This is a genomic window from Halobacterium yunchengense, assembly GCF_037031165.1.
GTDB lineage: Archaea > Halobacteriota > Halobacteria > Halobacteriales > Halobacteriaceae > Halobacterium > Halobacterium yunchengense.
The window spans coordinates 422,955-438,723 of record NZ_JAYEZL010000001.1 but is presented as its reverse complement, the minus strand read 5'-3'; the positions used below and the strand labels follow the sequence as shown (position 1 = coordinate 438,723).

Sequence of the window (15,769 nt, the reverse complement as noted above, 5' to 3'; positions counted from 1 at the left end):
GTGGCGGCCTCGACGGACGCCGCTGCAGACGACCGGACCGATCGGGCGGCCGCCGCGGACGCCGCTGCGGACGCGGCGAGTGACGGAGACGACGCCGTCGAGTCGGCCGTCGCCTCGGTCTCGACGCGCGAGACCGACCGGTGGCGCGGCGTCACCGCGCTGTCGCTTTTCGCCGCGGCGGCCGGCGCGGTGACCACCTCGCCCGCGGCGCTGCTGCTCGCGGTCCTCGGCGTCGCGTACGCCGCGTACGGCCGGCTGTTCACGGCGCCGTCGCCGTCGCTCGCCGTCGACCGGACGGTCCACGCCGACGACCCCGACCCCGGCGACGAGGTCGAGGTGACGCTCTCCGTGACCAACGAGGGCGCGTTCCTCCCCGACCTGCGCGTCGTCGACGGCGTCCCCGAGGGGCTGCCGGTCGTCGAGGGGTCGCCGCGGCTCGCCACCGCGCTCCGGCCGGGGAAGACCGCGACCGTCCGCTACACCGTGGAGATGCGCCGCGGCGAACACGACTTCGACGGCGTCGAGGCGCGCGCCAGGGACGCCAGCGGCGCCCGCGAGACCGCCGTGACGGTCCGCTCGCGGTCCACGGTCGCCGCCGTCCCGGAGCTCCCGCGCCTGGAATCGTTCCCGCTGCGCAGTCAGACCGTCCAGCGCGTCGGCCGCGTGCCGACCGCGCAGGGCGGCACCGGCGTGGAGTTCCACGCCACCCGCGAGTACCGGCCGGGCGACCCGCTCTCGCGGGTCGACTGGAACCGGCTCGCGCGCACGGGCGACCTCTCCACCGTCCAGTACAGCGAGGAGCACGCCGCCACCGTGGTCGCCGTCGTCGACGCCCGCGAACCCGCGCACGTCGGCGACGCGGACGGCGAGAGCGCCGTCGAGTACGGCGTCGAGGCGGCGGGCAGCGTCGCCGCGGCGCTGCTGGACGCCGGCGACAGCGTCGGCGTCGCGTCGTTCGGCCCGCACTGGGAGTGGGTGGCTCCGGGGCTCGGCCGCGACCACCGCGCGCGCCTCCGGGACGCGCTCGGGCGCGCCAGGGGGTTCTCGACGCTGCCGCCGGACCGCCGGTTCCTCGGCGCGCTCGTGTTCCGCCGCCTCCAGAAGCACCTGCCGGCGGACGCCCAGGTGGTGTTCTGTTCGCCCCTGACCGACGAGGACGCCGTCGAGTACGTCCGCCGCCTGGAGGCCCGCGGCAACCCGGTCACGGTCGTGTCGCCGGACCTCACGGGGTCGGAGACGCTCGGCCAGCAGGTCGCGCGCCTCGAGCGCGCCACCCGCGTCCGGTCGCTGCGCCGCGCCGGCGTCCGCGTCGTCGACTGGGACCCCGGGGAGTCGTTCCCGGTAGCCGTCGCCACCGCGCGACGGGGGTGGTCGCGGTGACCGACTTCGACCCGCGGCCGCCGACGGCGGCCGTGCTGCCCGCTGCCGCCGCGGCGGCCGCTACCGTGCTCGTGCTCGCCACCGGGTCGACGACGGCCGTCGCGGTCGCCGCGCCGGGCGCCGTCGGCGTCGTCTACGGCGCGCACACCGGCACGCGGCGGTTCGTCACGGTCGGTGCCGCCGCCGGGTTCGCCGCCGCCGTGCTCGCCGCGGTGCAGGGACTGCCGGTGGCCACCGCGCTCGTCGCTGGCGTCGCCGCCCTGGTCGCGTACGACACGGGAGAACACGCCGTGACGCTCGGCGTCGACGTCGGCACCCACGCGCCCGTCGGACAGTCCGTGCTCGTCCACGCCACCGGCAGCGTCGTCGTCGCGACGCTCGCGGCCGGCCTCGGGTACGTCGCGTACGCCGTCGGACCGTCGAACCTCCCAGTGACGGGACTGCTCGCGCTCCTGCTCGCGGCGGTGCTGCTCGCCTACGCGCTCGGGGACTGACCCTCCACGGTCGGCACCTCGACCGCGTCCAGGACGTCCGCGAGCACCTCGCGCTTGTCCGTGTTCTCGACGGCCGCGTCCGGCGTCAACACCAGGCGGTGGGCGAGCACGTTCGGCGCGATGCGCTTGACGTCGTCGGGGACCACGTACTCGCGGCCCTTCACGACCGCCTTGGCCCGCGCCGCCTCGAACAGCCGCTGGGTGCCGCGCGGACTCACGCCCACCTCGACGCGGCGGTCCTCGCGCGTCGCCCGGCAGATCGACACCACGTACTGGAGGAGGTCGCCCTCCACGCGCACGTCCTCGGCGACCGCCTTCACCGTCTCGACGCGCGCCTCGTCGAGCACGCTCTCGACGCTCGGACTCCGCGTCTCGCGGCCGGCGCGCCGCCGGAGCAGGTCGAGTTCGCCGTGCTCGTCGGGGTAGCCGATGCTGGCTTTCACCGCGAACCGGTCCATCTGGGCCTCCGGCAGCGGGAACGTCCCCTCCTGCTCGACGGGGTTCTGGGTCGCGATGACGAAGAACGGCTCCGGCAGTGCCATCGTCTCGCCGTCGACGGTGGCCTGGCCCTCCTCCATCGCCTCGAGGAGCGCGGCCTGGGTCTTCGGCGGCGCGCGGTTGATCTCGTCGGCGAGCACCACGTTCGCGAACACGGGGCCGGGCTGGAACTCGAACTCGCGGGACTTCTCGTTGAACACGTGCGTCCCGAGCACGTCCGCGGGGAGGAGGTCGGGCGTGAACTGGATGCGGCTGAACGCCAGGCCGAGCGCGGTCGCGACCGACCGCGCGGTCAGCGTCTTCCCGGTGCCCGGTACGTCTTCGAGGAGGACGTGGCCGTCGGCCAGGAAGCCGACGAGGACCGTCTCGAGGAACTCGCGGTCCGTGATGACCGCGCCCTCGACTTCGCTCAGGACGGCGTCGCACTCGTCACTCGCAGCGGTGACGTCCATACCGTAGGCTGCGGCTTGCCGGATTTAGCGTTACCGGTTGACACGACGCTCGTTTGACGTACCGCGCCGCGGCCGGGCGGACGCCGCCAACCGAAATTCATAAACCCACAAACGGCGTTCGTTCGAACGAGCCGAGGTAGCCTAGCCTGGCCAAGGCGGTTGCTTCGAGAGCAACTGTCCTCACGGACTCGAGAGTTCAAATCTCTCCCTCGGCGCTTCACTGTGATGACACCGCGGAGCGACACACCGGTCGCTCCGCGTGTCGGGCGTGTATCGACGAGCGGGAGTTTGAACGAGAGCAGACGCAGTCGGCGAGCGCAGCGAGCCGAAGCGTCTGCGCGTGGTTCAAATCTCTCCCTCGGCGTCTTTCGACAAGCGCACCGGCCAGCGACGGCCGTGTCGCTGGCCGTGCGATGGCTGTACGCGCCGGAGAGAGATTTGAACCCTGCGAGCCGCAGCGCGAACGGAGTGAGCGACCGTCTCGCTCCGGTTCAAATCTCTCCCTCGGCGCTCCCAGAGTCCGTCGCCGTCGAGCGACGCGCTCGCCCCCCCGTCGAGGACGACTGGAGGGGGTGACAGATTTCGGACGCCCCGGCGCGCTCGCGGTCTGCGACTCGGTGCGCGCTTCGCTCACTCCGTTCGCCGCAGTGCTTGGGTCGTCCGTCATCGTCGACAGCGCCGCTGCTCTCAGTCCCGCCCTGTGGATGGTGAGGCTGCCGGAACAGACCGTGAGTTCGGCGGCCGTCAGTCCGCGACCGCTTCCGCCTCCTCGCCGTGCGCCGGGAGCAGGCGGTCGAGGGCGTCGACGACGGCGGCGACGCTGGCGGCGGTGATGTCGCTGTCGCTGGCGTCGACGGAGACCGAGCGGTCGCCGCGCGCGACGGTGACGTGGACGGTGACGACGGCGTCCGTGCCGCCCGTGATGGCGTCGACGTGGTAGTCTTCGAGGTGGAACGTGACGTCGCCGAGCGCGTCCCGGACGGCGCTCATGGCGGCGTCGACGGGGCCGCTGCCGGTGCCCGCCGCGGTGCGCTCGTCGCCGTCGACGCGCAGGCGGACCGACGCGGTCGGGGTGCCGCCGCCGCTCGCCGCGGTGAGGTCGCAGACCTCGACGCGGCGCTGGCGGTCGCCGGCGCGGCCGGTGACGTCCTCGGCGACGGCGAGCAGGTCGGCGTCCGTGACGCGCTTCCCGCGCTCGCCGAGCTCGTTCACGCGCTCGACGACCGTCGCGAGGTCCTCGTCGTCGACCTCGACGTCGTGTTCGGCGAGCGCGGCCTTCACGCCCGCGCGGCCGGCGTGCTTCCCGAGGACGAGGCGGCGCTCGCGACCGACCGCTTCCGGCGAGTAGGGCTCGTACATGCGGTCGTCCTTGAGGGTGCCGTCGGTGTGGATGCCGGACTCGTGGGCGAACGCGTTCTCGCCGGAGACCGCCTTGTTCGGCGGGAGCGGGACGCCGGTCGCCTCGCTGACGGTGGACGCGAGGTCGTAGAGGCGCTCGGTCTCGAGGGCGTCGACGTCGTAGCAGTGCCAGAGCGCGACCGCGACCTCCTCGAGGGCGACGTTGCCGGCGCGCTCGCCGACGCCGTTGACCGTGGCGTGCACGAGGTCGGCGCCCGCGCGGACGCCCGCGAGCGCGTTCGTGACCGCGAGCCCGAGGTCGTCGTGCGTGTGCACGCTCACGGGGCCGTGTTCGGCGACGCGCGCGACGCCAGCGGCGACGCGCTCGGGGCTGGCGTGGCCGACCGTGTCCGCGAGGCAGAAGCGGTCCGCGCCGGCGTCCGCGGCCGTCGCCGCGAGGTCGTCGAGGAAGTCGTAGTCCGCCCGGGAGCCGTCCTCGCCGATGACCTCCACCCAGAGCCCGTGGTCGGTCGCGTACTCGACGAGCTCGGCGGTGGTGTCGAGGACGCCCTCCCGCGTCGTGCCGACCTTCCCTTCGACGTGGCGGTCGCTGGCGGGGACGACGAGGTTCACGCCGTCGACGCCGCAGTCGAGCGCGAGGTCGACGTCCCGGCGGACGCCGCGGCAGAAGCTCGTGACCGTGGCGTCGAGGTCGAGGCCCGTGACGCGGCGGATGGTCTCGCGCTCGCCCGCGCTCGTGCACGCGCTGCCGGCTTCGACGACCGCGACGCCGGCGGCGTCGAGTTTGCGCGCGACGGTCGCCTTCTGGTCGGCGGTCAGCGAGACCCCTGGCGCCTGCTCGCCGTCGCGCAGCGTGGTGTCGAGGAACTGTACGTCGGTGTCGCTGGCGAGGCCAGCAGAATCAGTAGCGCCGGAGGATTTCTCGGCCAGCCGCCGTGAGGCGACTTCCTCTATCCTCCGTGCCGGTGTGCTCCGACATGGTGTACCGTATCGGGCGCGCCCCAGCACCTTCAAGCCGCGGGGTGTGACAGGTATTGCCCGGCTCCCGAGCAGTGACACGCTCCCCGCGCGGCGTGGTCGTTCCTGTACGGGGTCGTGGTTCTGCGCAGCGTCGTGGTTCTGCGCAGCGTCGTGGTTCGTGTGCGTCGTCGTGGTTCGTGTGCGTCGTCGTGGTTCGTGTGCGTCGTCGCCGTCCCTGTGCGTCGTCGTCAGTCCGCGAGCCAGACGCGGTCGCCGACCGCGACGTCGTCGGCGGCGCCCGCCGGGAGTTCGACGAGCGCGTCGCAGCGCGCCTCGCCCCGGCCGGTCCACGCCGACAGCCGCTCGACGCGCTGGACCTCCTCGTCCTCGACCCAGACCGCGTCGATAGCGAACGGCACGAACACCATGTGGACGTCGCGGCGGTCCACCGACTCGAAGTCGAACACGAGCGCGTAGTCGTCCGGGATCGACCGCCGGAACATCAGGCCGCGCGCCTGCGAGAGCAACGAATCGGCGACGTCGACGGTCGACGCCAGCGTCCGCGCGCCGCCGTCGGCGTCGGCGGCGTCGTGACGGAGGTGCACGGTCGCACTCTCGGAGCGACGGCGAAAAGCGTTACCCCCTCGGGCCGCTACTCGCCGGCGATGAAGAAGACGCCGTCCGGGACCGCGGTCGGGGTCGAGGACCCCTACGAGCACGCGGGCGTCTGCGACCACGCGACCGGCGACGGCAAGTGCCGGTACGCCTTCGAGTTCCCGGAGCAGGACCCCGAGTTCGCGGCCGAGCGCCGCGCCGAGGAGTTCCGGTGTCCGGTCGCCGACGGCGACTGGGCGTGGGCCGACTGCCCGCACTACCGGTGCCGGCAGCGCGACCGGGAGTGCGCGCGCTGCGGCCTCGAGGAGCGCCGGCGGGCCCACGAGGACGCCCGCCCCCTCCTCGAGGAGCACCACCTCGCGTACGACAGCGACGAGGACGTCGGCCACGAGATCACCGTCTACCTCTGCCGGTGGTGTCACGCGAAGGTCCACGACTCGTGGGCGCGCGTCGACGACGACGTCAACCCCGACCCGGAGGCGCTGGCGACCGCCGAGGACCGCCGCAGCAGCGAGCAGTCCGAACTCGCTTTCGAGTCGGCCGCCGAGCGCTTCGACGCCGACGGCAGCGACGAGTGAGCGCGGCGCCCAAGCGGGCGCCGACGCAGGCGGCGGCGTCTGACCTCGCGAGCCCGAACGAGTGGGTTTTTAGTCGCAAGTCGCTTACACCGCTGCAATGACGCGCATCCTCGTCGTCGACAACCACGGTCAGTTCACCCACCTGGAGCACCGCCTGCTCCGGGACCTCGACGGGGTGGAGACCGAACTCGTCGACAACACCACGCCGCCGGAGGACGTCGACGCCGACGGCCTGGTCCTCTCCGGCGGCCCCGACATGGACGACGTCGGGCACTCCCCGGACTACCTCGACCTCGGCGTCCCCGTGTTCGGCATCTGTCTCGGCATGCAGCTCATCGCCGACGAACTCGGCGGCCGCGTCGCCGCCGGCGACTACGGCGGCTACGCGGACGTCGACGTCCGCATCCTCGACGACGACGACCCCCTCGTCGGGTCGCTGGCGCCCGAGACCCGCGTGTGGGCGAGCCACGCCGACGAGGTCGTCGAACTCCCGGACGGCTTCACGCGGACCGCCGAGAGCGACATCTGCGGCGTGGAGGCGATGTCGGACGCCGACCGCGACCTCTACGGCGTCCAGTGGCACCCCGAGGTCGCACACACCGAGGAGGGGGAGGCGGTCTTCGAGAACTTCGTCCGGATCTGCGAGTAGGCCATGACGGAGACGCAGGGCGAGCTGGCGAGCCTCTCGAAGTACATCTTCCGCGCGCCGCGGTGGTACACCAGCGTCTCCCTCTCGCTGGTCATCGCCGCTCTCGCCGGCGTCGCCGCCTTCGACAGCCAGTACGTCCTCGAGGACGCCTGGCAGGGCGTGTTCTTCATCGGGATTCCGACCGTCGTCGCCGGGCTCGCGACCACGCCCGTCGACCGCTTTTTCGGCGGCCAGCTCACGTACAACCGCTCGTCGCTGCTGGCGTTCGCCTGCGAGGTGGTCGTCGTCGTCGTGTTGCTCGTCGCCGGCGTCGTCGCCACGCTCAGTCTGCGCCTCGGCCAGAACTTCGTCTTCGACGCGCTCATCGCCGCGCTCGGGCTCGTGTTCGCCATCCGGTTCCTCGTCGTGCTCGCCGTCTCCCGGGGCTCGCCGTTCGTCGCCGCGGTCCCGGCGAGCGTCCAGACCGCGACCGCGGGCGTCCTCCTGTTCGTGTACAGCGGCACGATGAACTACCTCGAGACCGGCGGCACGCTCGCCTCCGCCTACCTCTCCCGGCCGGCGGAGGCGCCGCCCGAGATCCAGTACGCGTTCGCGCCGGGCGACTTCCTGCTGCTGGCGGTGCTCGTGGCGCTGTACGGCGTCGCCACGTACGGCTTCGTCGCGGTCATCGACCGGCCTTGGCAGCGCAGCCTCGGCGTGAGCGTCCTCGACTTCGTCCGCGGGTTCATCGGCCACATCGCCGAGGGCAGCCGGGAGCTCGAGGACTTCTTCGAGCAGATCGGCGAGGACGCCGTCGTCCCGGTCACCGTGCTCGCGTTCCGCCGGACGGCCGACGAGTCCGAGAAGGCGCGGTTCGTCCTGCCGATGATCCACCCGGGGCCGATGGGCGAGATCGGCGGCGGCAACCTCCCGCAGCGCGTCGCCGAGTCCGCGTCCGGGCTGGCGTTCCCGCCGCACGCCACCGCCGGCCACGACTTCAACCTCGTCACCGAGCGCGAGGTCGAGACGCTCGTCGACGCGGCCGCGACCGCCTACGAGCGCATCGACTACACCGCGGACGCGACGCCGGCGGTCCGCGTGCAGGCCGGCGAGGCGAAACTGCTCGGGCAGGCGTTCGGCGACGACGCCCTCCTCGTCTCCACGTTCGCGCCCGAGTACGCCGACGACGTCGAGTACGCGGTCGGGCTCGCCGCGACCGCGGAGGCCCGCGTCGAGGGCGTCGACGACGTCCTCCTCGTGGACGCCCACAACTGCAACAACGGCCTCGAGGGCGACGACCTCGGGCACGTCTACCCGGGGAGCAGGCGCTCGTTCGACATGATCCAGGGCGCCGGCGAGGCGGCGCGCCGGCTCGCGGACGCGGACCGCGGCCCCCTGGAACTCGGCGTCGCGTGGGACCGCACGCCGTGGCGGCCCGTCGACGGCATCGGGCCGCTCGGCGTCCGCGTCGCGGTCCTCGAGGCGGACGGCGAGCGCACCGCGTACGTCCTCGTCGACGGCAACAACATGGAGCCCGGGCTCCGCGAGGAGGTCCTGGACGCCGTCGGTGACGTCGACCACGCGGAGGTGATGACGACGGACACCCACATCGTGAACACCGTCGAGTCGACGAACCAGGTCGGGGACGCCGTCGACTGGGCGGAGCTCTGCGACCTCGTCGCCGACCTCGCGGCGGCGGCCGTCGACGACCTCGAGCCCGTCGAGGCGGGGATGGCAAGCGAGCGCGCCGAGGTCACCGTCTTCGGGAACGACCGCACGGAGACGCTCGCCAGCCACGCCAACGCCGTCATCGCGATGGGCGGCGCGGTCGCCGTGCTCGCGGTGCTGGCGACGGTCACCATCAGCGTCCTCATCTTCTTCCTGGCGTAGGTCTCGCGTCGTTCGGTTCTGGCGTCGGTCTCGCGTCGTTCGGTTCTGGCGTCGGTCTCGCGTCGTTCGGTTCTGGCGTCGGTCGAACGCCGCTCACCCGCCGACGACAGCCGCCGCTCCGACGGCGCAGTCGCTGGGAGTCGTCGCGAACGGCGAGAAGCGGCCGTCAGTCCGCGGCGAAGCGGTCGTCGGCGGCCGTCAGTCCGCGGCCGTCGGCTGCCGTCACTCCGCTTCGAACAGGTCGTCGACGGCCGACCGCGCGGCGAGCGCGGCGTCCTCGGCGACCTGTTCGACGTCCGCGTCGGCGTCCGGCGCGTGCACGTAGACGTCCACGTCCAGCACGCCGTCCTCGAACGAGACGGTGACGTCGAGGTCCTCGACGTCGCCGGTCGCGAGCCGCGAGAACACCAGGCCCTCGGCGGCCTCGGCGGCGGCCTCGACCACCGCCTCGTCTGACGGTTCCCCTGTCGGCCCGGCGTCGGTTCCCATCGGTTACGCGCTCGGGCCGCCCATCGGACCGCCGCCGCCGGCGCCGCCGAGCATGTTCTGGAGTTCCTCCTGGAGCTCCTCGAACTGCTCCTGGACGCGCTCCTCCTGCTTCTCGAGGGTCTCGACGCGGATCTCGAGGTTGTCGACCTTCTCGGAGAGGTCGTCGTGGGCGTCGTCGTAGCCGGTCTCCACGAGCAGCTCGCCGACCTCGCGGTACATCGTCGTCCCCTCCTCGATGTCGTCGAGGGCGTCCAGCGCGGTCTCGGCCTCCGTCAGCTGGGTCTCGGCCTGCTGCTTCTGGGCGGCGACCGTCTGGGCCTTCTCCTGGAGGTCCTGGAGCTGCTCGAGTTTCTCCTGTGCTTCCGGCGGCAGATTACCCTGCATACCCGGACGGACACGCGCCCCACAGAAAAACCCCCGTATTGCGGCTCGCCGGCGTCCGCCGCCGCAGGCGCTCGGAACCGGCCGCGCGCCGGCGATCGACTCGCCGTGCGCCGGCGCCGCACCGGCCCGGCCGCCGGCCGACTACTCGGCGGCGGCGCGCGCACTCGCGGCGACGGACTCGGCGACCTCGACGAGCGTCAGCCACGTGTTCTGGCCGGCGCGCAGCGCCGTCAGGTCGCCGGCGTCAACGGTGACGGTGACGACGTCGCCGTCGCGGTCGACGGCGGCCCCGGAGCGGTCGCCCCCGACGTCGCCGGCCTCGACCGCGACGCTGCGCTCGACGACGCGCGCGACCGCCGCGGACTCGTACGCGAAAACGAGCTCCGTGGAGTGGGCCACGGTGCGCTACTGGACGTCGACTTCCTTGATGTCGCGGCTGCGCTCCTTCAGGAGGACGCGGTGGCCGCAGTACGGACAACGCACCCCGCCGTACTCGTCGAGCTCGACGTCGCGCTTACAGCGGGAGCACTTGTACGCCATTATTCCTCGACGGCTTCGGCGTCGGTCTCGAGGTCGACATCCGCGTCCTCGCCCTCGCTGAGCGCCGCGCGAATCGAGCGGCTGACGCTGCGCCCGGCCGGCGTCTGGGGCCTGTACGCGCCGCCCGCGTACTTGTAGTCGCACTTCTCGCACTGCCAGATGCCGGTCCCCTTCCGGGAGACGGCCGCGGAGCCGCAGTCCGGGCAGACGTGGTCGTCGTGCATCTCGTCCTCGATCTCGGAGACGCGTCGCCGAGAGACGCGGCCGTAGCGCGCGCCGAACCGGCCGGCGCTCCCCGTGGAGCCCTTGTTAGCCATAGTGGACGCTCCTACCGTCGGGCCGCACATAAACGCTACTCTTTGCGGCCGACGGTCCTACTCCCTGAGGTCGGCGTCGGCGAGCGCGTCGTTGAGGTCCGCGCGCACGCGCTCGCCGGTGTCGCGGCTCATCGCTGTCGTGACGACGCGGTTCTCCTGGACGCTGGAGCCGTCCCGCACCAGCAGCCGCAGGTTGCCGTTGTCGTCGGCGCGCGTGACCTTCGCGCGGACGCCCGTCCGCGACCCCGAGCCGCCGGCGTCGATGGGGCCCGGGATGACCTTCTTCACGTTCGGGTGGTTCGCGACCGCGCGGACGGCGCGCTGGCCGTCCCGGTCGCCGATGAGCGTCGAGTGCCGGCCGCCGATCTTCTCGCGGGCGGGCGCGTCGACGACGTCGAGGGACCGCTCGCCGCGCCGGTCGACGACCGCCTCGACGGGGTTCTCGCGGGGGACGCGGTACACCTCGTAGCGGAGGTCGCCGCGGACCGCCGCGATGACGTCGTGGTCGCCGGCGACGAAGACGTCCTCGGGGCGCTTCCGCCGGATCTCGTCGGCGACGCGGCCGGCGAAGTTCCGGAGTTCGACCACGCCCGCCTCGCCGCCCTCCTCGGGCACGGTGGCGACGTCAGTGCGGCCGACGACGTCCTCGCCGTCGAGGAACGTGAGCGTGGCGTGGTCGCGGTCGCAGGCGGCGACCACGCCGTCGCAGTTGGCGGTGTCACAGACCAGACAGTAGTCGGCCGGCTTCTCCAGGGGACTGCCGCACCGCCGACACTCCATACAGGGGGCAGTCGGCGAGCGCGCAAAAGGCCGGTGTTTCCGTCGGCGGGGCGCCGCGGTCGCGTCGCCGGCAGTCCTTTCACCGCGCCGGGAGTACGACTCGCCGCGATGACGCCCTCCAGAACCGCCGTCGCACGCGGGCTGACTGTCGTCGCGGTCGCCGCACTCCTCGGCGTGCTGGGCCGGTATCTCGGTCGGCCCGGGTACACGCCGGCACGGCTGACGCTGTTCGCGGCGCTCGGCGCGAGCGCCGTCGCCGGCGCCGGCGGTGTGGTCGCCGGACGGTCGTTCGTGGCCGCGGGGGCCGCCTGCGCCCTGCTCCTCCTCGGCTTCTGGCAGGCCGTCCTCTGGGTGTACGTTCTCCCCGTCGCGGCGCTTTTCCTCGTCGCCGCCGTGGCGCTCGCGGTCGGCGGCGACGCGAGCGAGCCGCTCGTGGGCTGACCCCGCCGGTCACAGGGCCAGCGGGCTCGTCTTCAGGTACTCGCGGAGGACGACCGTGGCGTAGCTGCCGGAGGGGAGCGCGAACTCGAAGGTCAGGGGGTCGTGGCTCACGTCGACGCCCGGCCGCAGCAGCACCGCGCGCCGCGTCCCCTCGCTCGCCCAGTCGCCCGGGAGGTCGAAGTCCCCGGGTTCGAGGTCGAGCTCCGCGAGCACCGCCCGCTCGATCTCGCCCGGTTCGCCGTCCGCGAACTCGGTCTCGGTGCCGACCAGCGGCGCGGTGACGAACGCCCGTCCCCGCGCGCAGTGCCGCGCCACCACGTCCACGCGGTCGACGGTGACGCGCTGCTCGCGGCCCGGGTCGGGGCGCGCGACGCCCCCGGGCGCGTCCCGCTCGGCGAACCAGACGACGTCGCCCTCGACGGGCTCGTGGAACGGCAGCCCGCGGTCCACGCGCTCGCTCAGGATGCGGTTGAACGCGTACGACTGCGCGGCGTTCACGAACAGCCGCCGGAGGTTCGACGGGAACGTCTCGACGGCGTCCCGGAAGCTCCCGCCGCCGGCGAGCTCGTGCAGCATCGTGCGCTCGTAGCGCAGTCGCTCCGGGAACTCGTCGAGGGCCGCCCGCCAGTCCCGGGTGTCCTCGACGAGCGCGCGCGCCGCCTGGCTGTCCGCGGGCTCGTGCTCGGTCGGGTCGCCGAGGTACGCCATCGCCGCGCCCTCCCAGTCGCCGCGCAGGATCGCGAGGCCGACCTCGTGGGTGACCGGGCGCTTGCTGCCGAAGCGCTGCTGGCCGAAGAAGTTGGGCACACCGGCCGCGCCGCCCGCGAACGCCTCGAGGTCCGCGGTGACGGCGTCGGCCTGCTCGGGCCGCCCGGGGTCTCGCACGACGATGCGGAACTCGTTGCCCGCGAGGTCGCCGAACTGGAGGCCGCGGCCGGCCCGGCCCACGACCTCGACGTCGGCGTCCGGCACCTCGGGGAGGGCGCCGGGCGCGAGGTCGCGGACGGCGAACAGCTGGGTGGTGACGGCGTGGCGGTCCTTCGTCCCGGCCCAGGTGACGCGCTCGCGGCTGATACCGGCGCGGTTCGAGAGCTCGCGCGCGAAGTCGTTGGTGTCCCAGCGCGTGAGCGTCGCGCGCACCACGAGCCACGGGTAGTCGCCGGCGTCGGCGTCCACGGGCTGGGTGTCGAAGTCCTCGATCTCCGTGACGCGGAAGTCCGCGGGCGACTCGCGGAGGCGGCCGCCCGTGCCGTCGCTGTCGCTGGCGTAGTACTCCATGCCGACGGCGCGCTCGAGTTCGTGGGCGACTCGCATTCGCCCGGACGTGGGAGCGCCGCGGGCTTAACGCGGCCGGTTCGCCGCCGCCGGGTCGCCGCCGCGGCCGCGTCGTCGACCCAGCGCGGCCCCGCCACCGCAGACCACCGCCACGGCTTTGCCCGGCGCGGCCCAACACCGACCGATGGCCGACTACCGCGTCGGCTTCGCGTCCGCCGACACCGAGTTCGACGCCGCGGACTGCCGCGTCGAGGGCGACCTCCCGGGCTGGCTGGACGGCGCGCTGCTGCGGAACGGCCCGGGGAAGTTCGAGTCCGGCGGCGAGCCGTTCGCCCACTGGTTCGACGGGCTCGCGCTCCTCCGGAAGTTCGCGGTCCGGGACGGCGGCGTCTCGCTGACGACGCGGTTCCTGCGCACCGAGGAGTACCGCGAGGTCGTCGAGTCGGACCGCCTGGGCGCCGGCCAGTTCGGCACGGGCGCCGGCGGCGGCCTCCTCGACCGCGTGAAGCGGGCCGTGCTGCCGGAGACGACGGACAACGCGAACGTGAACGTCCTCAGGGTCGACGGGACGTTCCTCGCGCTCACGGAGGTCCCGCGGCAGGTGGCGTTCGACCCGGCGACCCTCGAGACCGCCGGCGAGTGGCACTTCGACGACGACGTCGACGCCCACATGGCGTGCGCGCACCCGGTGACGGACCCCGAATCGGGCGCGACGTGGAACCTCTCCGTTCGCTTCGGCCGGACCGCCGACTACGCCGTCACGCGCCTGCCGGCGGGCGAGTCCAGCCGCGAGGTGGTCGGGACGCTCGACCTCGAGGACCCGGTGTACGTCCACAGTTTCGCGCTGACGCCCGACCACGTCGTGATCGCGGAGTGCCCGCTCGTCGTCGACGTCTGGGGGCTGCTGCGGCCGGGCGGCCCCGACACCTTCCTCGACGCGCTCGACTGGCGGCCCGAGCGGCCGGCGCGGTTCCACGTCCTGTCGCGGTCGAGCGGCGACGTGGTCGCGGCGGCGACGGCGCCCCCGTTCTTCGCGTTCCACCACGCGAACGCCTTCCGGGACGGCGACCGGCTCCTCGTCGACCTCGTGGCGTTCGACGACGCGAGCGTCGTCGACGACCTCTCGCTGCCCGACCTCCGGTCCGGGTCGGTGCGCACCCTCGACGGCGACCTGCGGCGGTACGCCGTCCCCCTCGACGGCGGGCGCGCGAGCCGCGAGACGCTCGCGGCGGGCGGCCTGTCGCTGCCGCGGTTCGACGAGCGGCGCCGCGGCCGCCCGTACCGGTACGTGTACGCCACGCGCTCGGGCGGCGAGGACGGCGCCCCGAACCACCTCGTGCGCGTCGACACCGGATCGAGGGAGACGGCCCTCTGGGAGGCGGCCGGGACGTTCTGCGGCGAACCCGTGTTCGTGCCCGAGCCCGGGGGCGGTGCGGGCGACGGTGCCGTGCTGTCCGTCGTGCTGGACGCCGACCGAGAGCAGTCGTTCCTGCTGGTGCTGGACGCCGAGTCCTTCGAGGAGCGAGCGCGAGCCTGGGCGCCCGGCGTCCTCCCGTTCGACTTCCACGGCCAGTTCTACGCCGACCTGTGAGGCGGTCGCCGGACCGCGCCGACTCAGAACAGCGAGAGGTCGCCGGTCACCTCGTCGACGTCGGCGTCCGGCGCGGGACCGACCGCGACGGCCGTCGCCGTCCCCGGCTCGAGCTGGGTGCGGCCGGCGTCCTCGACGACCGCCGACGGCAGCCCACGCGCTTTCGCCTCCTCGGCGACCCGGTAGAGCTCGCGCTCGCTGCCGACCTTCACGACGACCTTCTGCTGGCCCTCGGCCTTCCAGCGGCGCTTGACGTCCTCGTCGGCGTACTCGTAGGCCTTCAGGGAGGCGTGTGCGACCTGCGCGGCGAGCTTCCCCTGGCCCATGCCGACGTCCGTGCGCGCGGCGATGACCTGCTTCATGGCTGGCCGGACGGGCGGCCGGGCCAAAGCGTTGGCTACTCGCGGGCGCGGCGGCCGACGGCGGTTCACGCGCTGTGAACCACCACAAGACAAATGCCGGTGCCGTCGACACGCCCACGCATGGCCCCCTACACTCCGCTCCGACGGCCGCGCGCGTACTTCGAGGCGCGCGGCTTCCTCGTCCGCCCCGCCCTCCTCGCCGTCACGGTCGCCGTGCTGGCCGTCGGCGGCGCGTTCATCGGCTTCGCCGTCCTGCTCGAGGACAGGCTGCGGTCGGCCGGCCACGGCGACGCCGCGGCCGCCGTCTGGGACGTCTTCGTCGGCTACCTGTTCGGCATCGTGGTCGCCCTCTTCGTCGGCTGGGTCCTCGCCGCCGCGGTCACGCACCTCCTCGCGCGGGCGTTCGTCGGCCACGACGGCGAGTTCACGGACACGCTCGCCGTCGTCGGCTGGGGGACCGCGCCCACCGTCCTCACGTCGCTGATCGCGTTCGCGTTCCTCGCGTCCGCGCTCGGCGACGCGTCGATGGCCTCCCCGCGGACGTTCACCGAGCAGTTCGAGCGCAACCTCGCGACCAGCCAGTTCGTCCAGGCCGCCGTCTCGTTCGTCGTCGCCGCCTGGCAGACGTACTTCTACGGCGTCGGCCTGTCGGTCGCGTTCGACGCCGACTACTACCGCTGTGCCGCCGTCGGCGGCGTCGTCGCGTACGGCGGCTGGCTGCTGTCGCTGTTCTGAC

At 73.4% G+C, this 15,769-nt stretch carries 19 protein-coding genes and 1 tRNA gene; 9 read left to right on the top strand and 11 right to left on the bottom strand.

All coding sequences use genetic code 11. The features are described from left to right. Window positions 1-1,380, top strand: coding sequence for a DUF58 domain-containing protein (locus U5911_RS02205; protein ID WP_336034922.1), 1,380 nt, complete (start codon window positions 1-3; stop codon window positions 1,378-1,380). Beyond that, the gene (locus U5911_RS02200) at window positions 1,377-1,874 is read left to right on the top strand and encodes a DUF7519 family protein (protein WP_336034921.1); all 498 of its coding nucleotides are present in this window, start codon (window positions 1,377-1,379) and stop codon (window positions 1,872-1,874) included. Before U5911_RS02205 ends, U5911_RS02200 begins: the two co-directional genes overlap by 4 nt. Here the strand turns inward: U5911_RS02200 and U5911_RS02195 are convergent. After that, window positions 1,856-2,824: an AAA family ATPase gene (locus U5911_RS02195; RefSeq protein WP_336034919.1), complete on the bottom strand. Its 969-nt coding sequence runs from the start codon at window positions 2,822-2,824 to the stop codon at window positions 1,856-1,858. The two genes, U5911_RS02200 and U5911_RS02195, sit on opposite strands and share 19 nt — an antisense overlap. A gap of 130 nt (window positions 2,825-2,954) precedes the next feature. On the opposite strand from U5911_RS02195, the gene U5911_RS02190 reads away from it, so the two are divergent. Continuing rightward, a tRNA-Ser gene (locus U5911_RS02190) sits at window positions 2,955-3,039 on the top strand. A gap of 529 nt (window positions 3,040-3,568) precedes the next feature. Here the strand turns inward: U5911_RS02190 and U5911_RS02185 are convergent. Both U5911_RS02185 and U5911_RS02180 read right to left on the bottom strand, forming a co-directional pair. Continuing rightward, window positions 3,569-5,113 carry a 2-isopropylmalate synthase gene (locus U5911_RS02185; RefSeq protein WP_336035873.1) on the bottom strand — a complete coding sequence of 515 codons (1,545 nt, stop codon included), beginning with the start codon at window positions 5,111-5,113 and terminating at the stop codon, window positions 3,569-3,571. A gap of 278 nt (window positions 5,114-5,391) precedes the next feature. Then, window positions 5,392-5,748 carry a DUF192 domain-containing protein gene (locus U5911_RS02180; protein ID WP_336034918.1) on the bottom strand — a complete coding sequence of 119 codons (357 nt, stop codon included), beginning with the start codon at window positions 5,746-5,748 and terminating at the stop codon, window positions 5,392-5,394. 60 nt (window positions 5,749-5,808) lie between these two features. Between U5911_RS02180 and U5911_RS02175 the strand changes: the two genes are divergently transcribed. The 3 genes from U5911_RS02175 to U5911_RS02165 all read left to right on the top strand — a co-directional run bounded on the left by U5911_RS02175 (window position 5,809) and on the right by U5911_RS02165 (window position 8,854). Beyond that, a complete protein-coding gene (locus U5911_RS02175) occupies window positions 5,809-6,336 on the top strand; it encodes a DUF7097 family protein (protein ID WP_336034917.1) in 528 nt (175 codons plus the stop codon). A 97-nt stretch (window positions 6,337-6,433) separates the two neighbouring features. Then, entirely contained in the window at window positions 6,434-6,985 is a 552-nt protein-coding gene (locus U5911_RS02170) for a GMP synthase subunit A (protein ID WP_336034915.1), read from the top strand. A gap of 3 nt (window positions 6,986-6,988) precedes the next feature. Continuing rightward, a complete protein-coding gene (locus U5911_RS02165; RefSeq protein WP_336034913.1) occupies window positions 6,989-8,854 on the top strand; it encodes a DUF2070 family protein in 1,866 nt (621 codons plus the stop codon). A gap of 222 nt (window positions 8,855-9,076) precedes the next feature. Here the strand turns inward: U5911_RS02165 and U5911_RS02160 are convergent, their stop codons facing one another. The 6 genes from U5911_RS02160 to U5911_RS02135 all read right to left on the bottom strand — a co-directional run bounded on the left by U5911_RS02160 (window position 9,077) and on the right by U5911_RS02135 (window position 11,364). Beyond that, entirely contained in the window at window positions 9,077-9,343 is a 267-nt protein-coding gene (locus U5911_RS02160) for a DUF3194 domain-containing protein (RefSeq protein ID WP_336034912.1), read from the bottom strand. 3 nt (window positions 9,344-9,346) lie between these two features. Beyond that, window positions 9,347-9,727 carry a prefoldin subunit beta gene (locus U5911_RS02155; RefSeq protein ID WP_336034911.1) on the bottom strand — a complete coding sequence of 127 codons (381 nt, stop codon included), beginning with the start codon at window positions 9,725-9,727 and terminating at the stop codon, window positions 9,347-9,349. 141 nt (window positions 9,728-9,868) lie between these two features. Continuing rightward, on the bottom strand, window positions 9,869-10,126 hold the full coding sequence (locus tag U5911_RS02150) for a KEOPS complex subunit Pcc1 (RefSeq protein WP_336034910.1): 258 nt from the start codon (window positions 10,124-10,126) through the stop codon (window positions 9,869-9,871). A gap of 6 nt (window positions 10,127-10,132) precedes the next feature. After that, complete coding sequence (locus U5911_RS02145; RefSeq protein ID WP_336034908.1) at window positions 10,133-10,267, bottom strand: DNA-directed RNA polymerase subunit P; 135 nt, start codon at window positions 10,265-10,267, stop codon at window positions 10,133-10,135. Beyond that, window positions 10,267-10,584, bottom strand: coding sequence for a 50S ribosomal protein L37ae (locus U5911_RS02140; protein WP_336034906.1), 318 nt, complete (start codon window positions 10,582-10,584; stop codon window positions 10,267-10,269). The genes U5911_RS02145 and U5911_RS02140 overlap by 1 nt, the downstream gene beginning before the upstream one ends. A gap of 57 nt (window positions 10,585-10,641) precedes the next feature. Further along, window positions 10,642-11,364, bottom strand: a complete 723-nt coding sequence (locus U5911_RS02135) for a DUF2103 domain-containing protein (protein WP_336034904.1) — start codon at window positions 11,362-11,364, stop codon at window positions 10,642-10,644. A gap of 108 nt (window positions 11,365-11,472) precedes the next feature. Here U5911_RS02135 and U5911_RS02130 point away from each other — a divergent pair, with 108 nt between their 5' ends. Next, the gene (locus tag U5911_RS02130) at window positions 11,473-11,805 is read left to right on the top strand and encodes a hypothetical protein (RefSeq protein WP_336034902.1); all 333 of its coding nucleotides are present in this window, start codon (window positions 11,473-11,475) and stop codon (window positions 11,803-11,805) included. A gap of 9 nt (window positions 11,806-11,814) precedes the next feature. Here U5911_RS02130 and truD read toward each other — a convergent pair whose 3' ends face one another. Continuing rightward, window positions 11,815-13,119, bottom strand: coding sequence for a tRNA pseudouridine(13) synthase TruD (gene truD / locus U5911_RS02125; protein ID WP_336034900.1), 1,305 nt, complete (start codon window positions 13,117-13,119; stop codon window positions 11,815-11,817). A 145-nt stretch (window positions 13,120-13,264) separates the two neighbouring features. Between truD and U5911_RS02120 the strand changes: the two genes are divergently transcribed. Then, a complete protein-coding gene (locus tag U5911_RS02120; protein WP_336034898.1) occupies window positions 13,265-14,671 on the top strand; it encodes a carotenoid oxygenase family protein in 1,407 nt (468 codons plus the stop codon). 23 nt (window positions 14,672-14,694) lie between these two features. Here U5911_RS02120 and pth2 read toward each other — a convergent pair whose 3' ends face one another. Further along, complete coding sequence (pth2, locus tag U5911_RS02115; protein ID WP_336034896.1) at window positions 14,695-15,033, bottom strand: peptidyl-tRNA hydrolase Pth2; 339 nt, start codon at window positions 15,031-15,033, stop codon at window positions 14,695-14,697. Between the two features lie 120 nt (window positions 15,034-15,153). Here pth2 and U5911_RS02110 point away from each other — a divergent pair, with 120 nt between their 5' ends. Next, window positions 15,154-15,768 (top strand): YIP1 family protein, encoded by a 615-nt coding sequence (locus U5911_RS02110; protein WP_336034894.1) that lies wholly within the window; start codon window positions 15,154-15,156, stop codon window positions 15,766-15,768. The last annotated feature ends 1 nt before the right edge of the window (window position 15,769 follow it).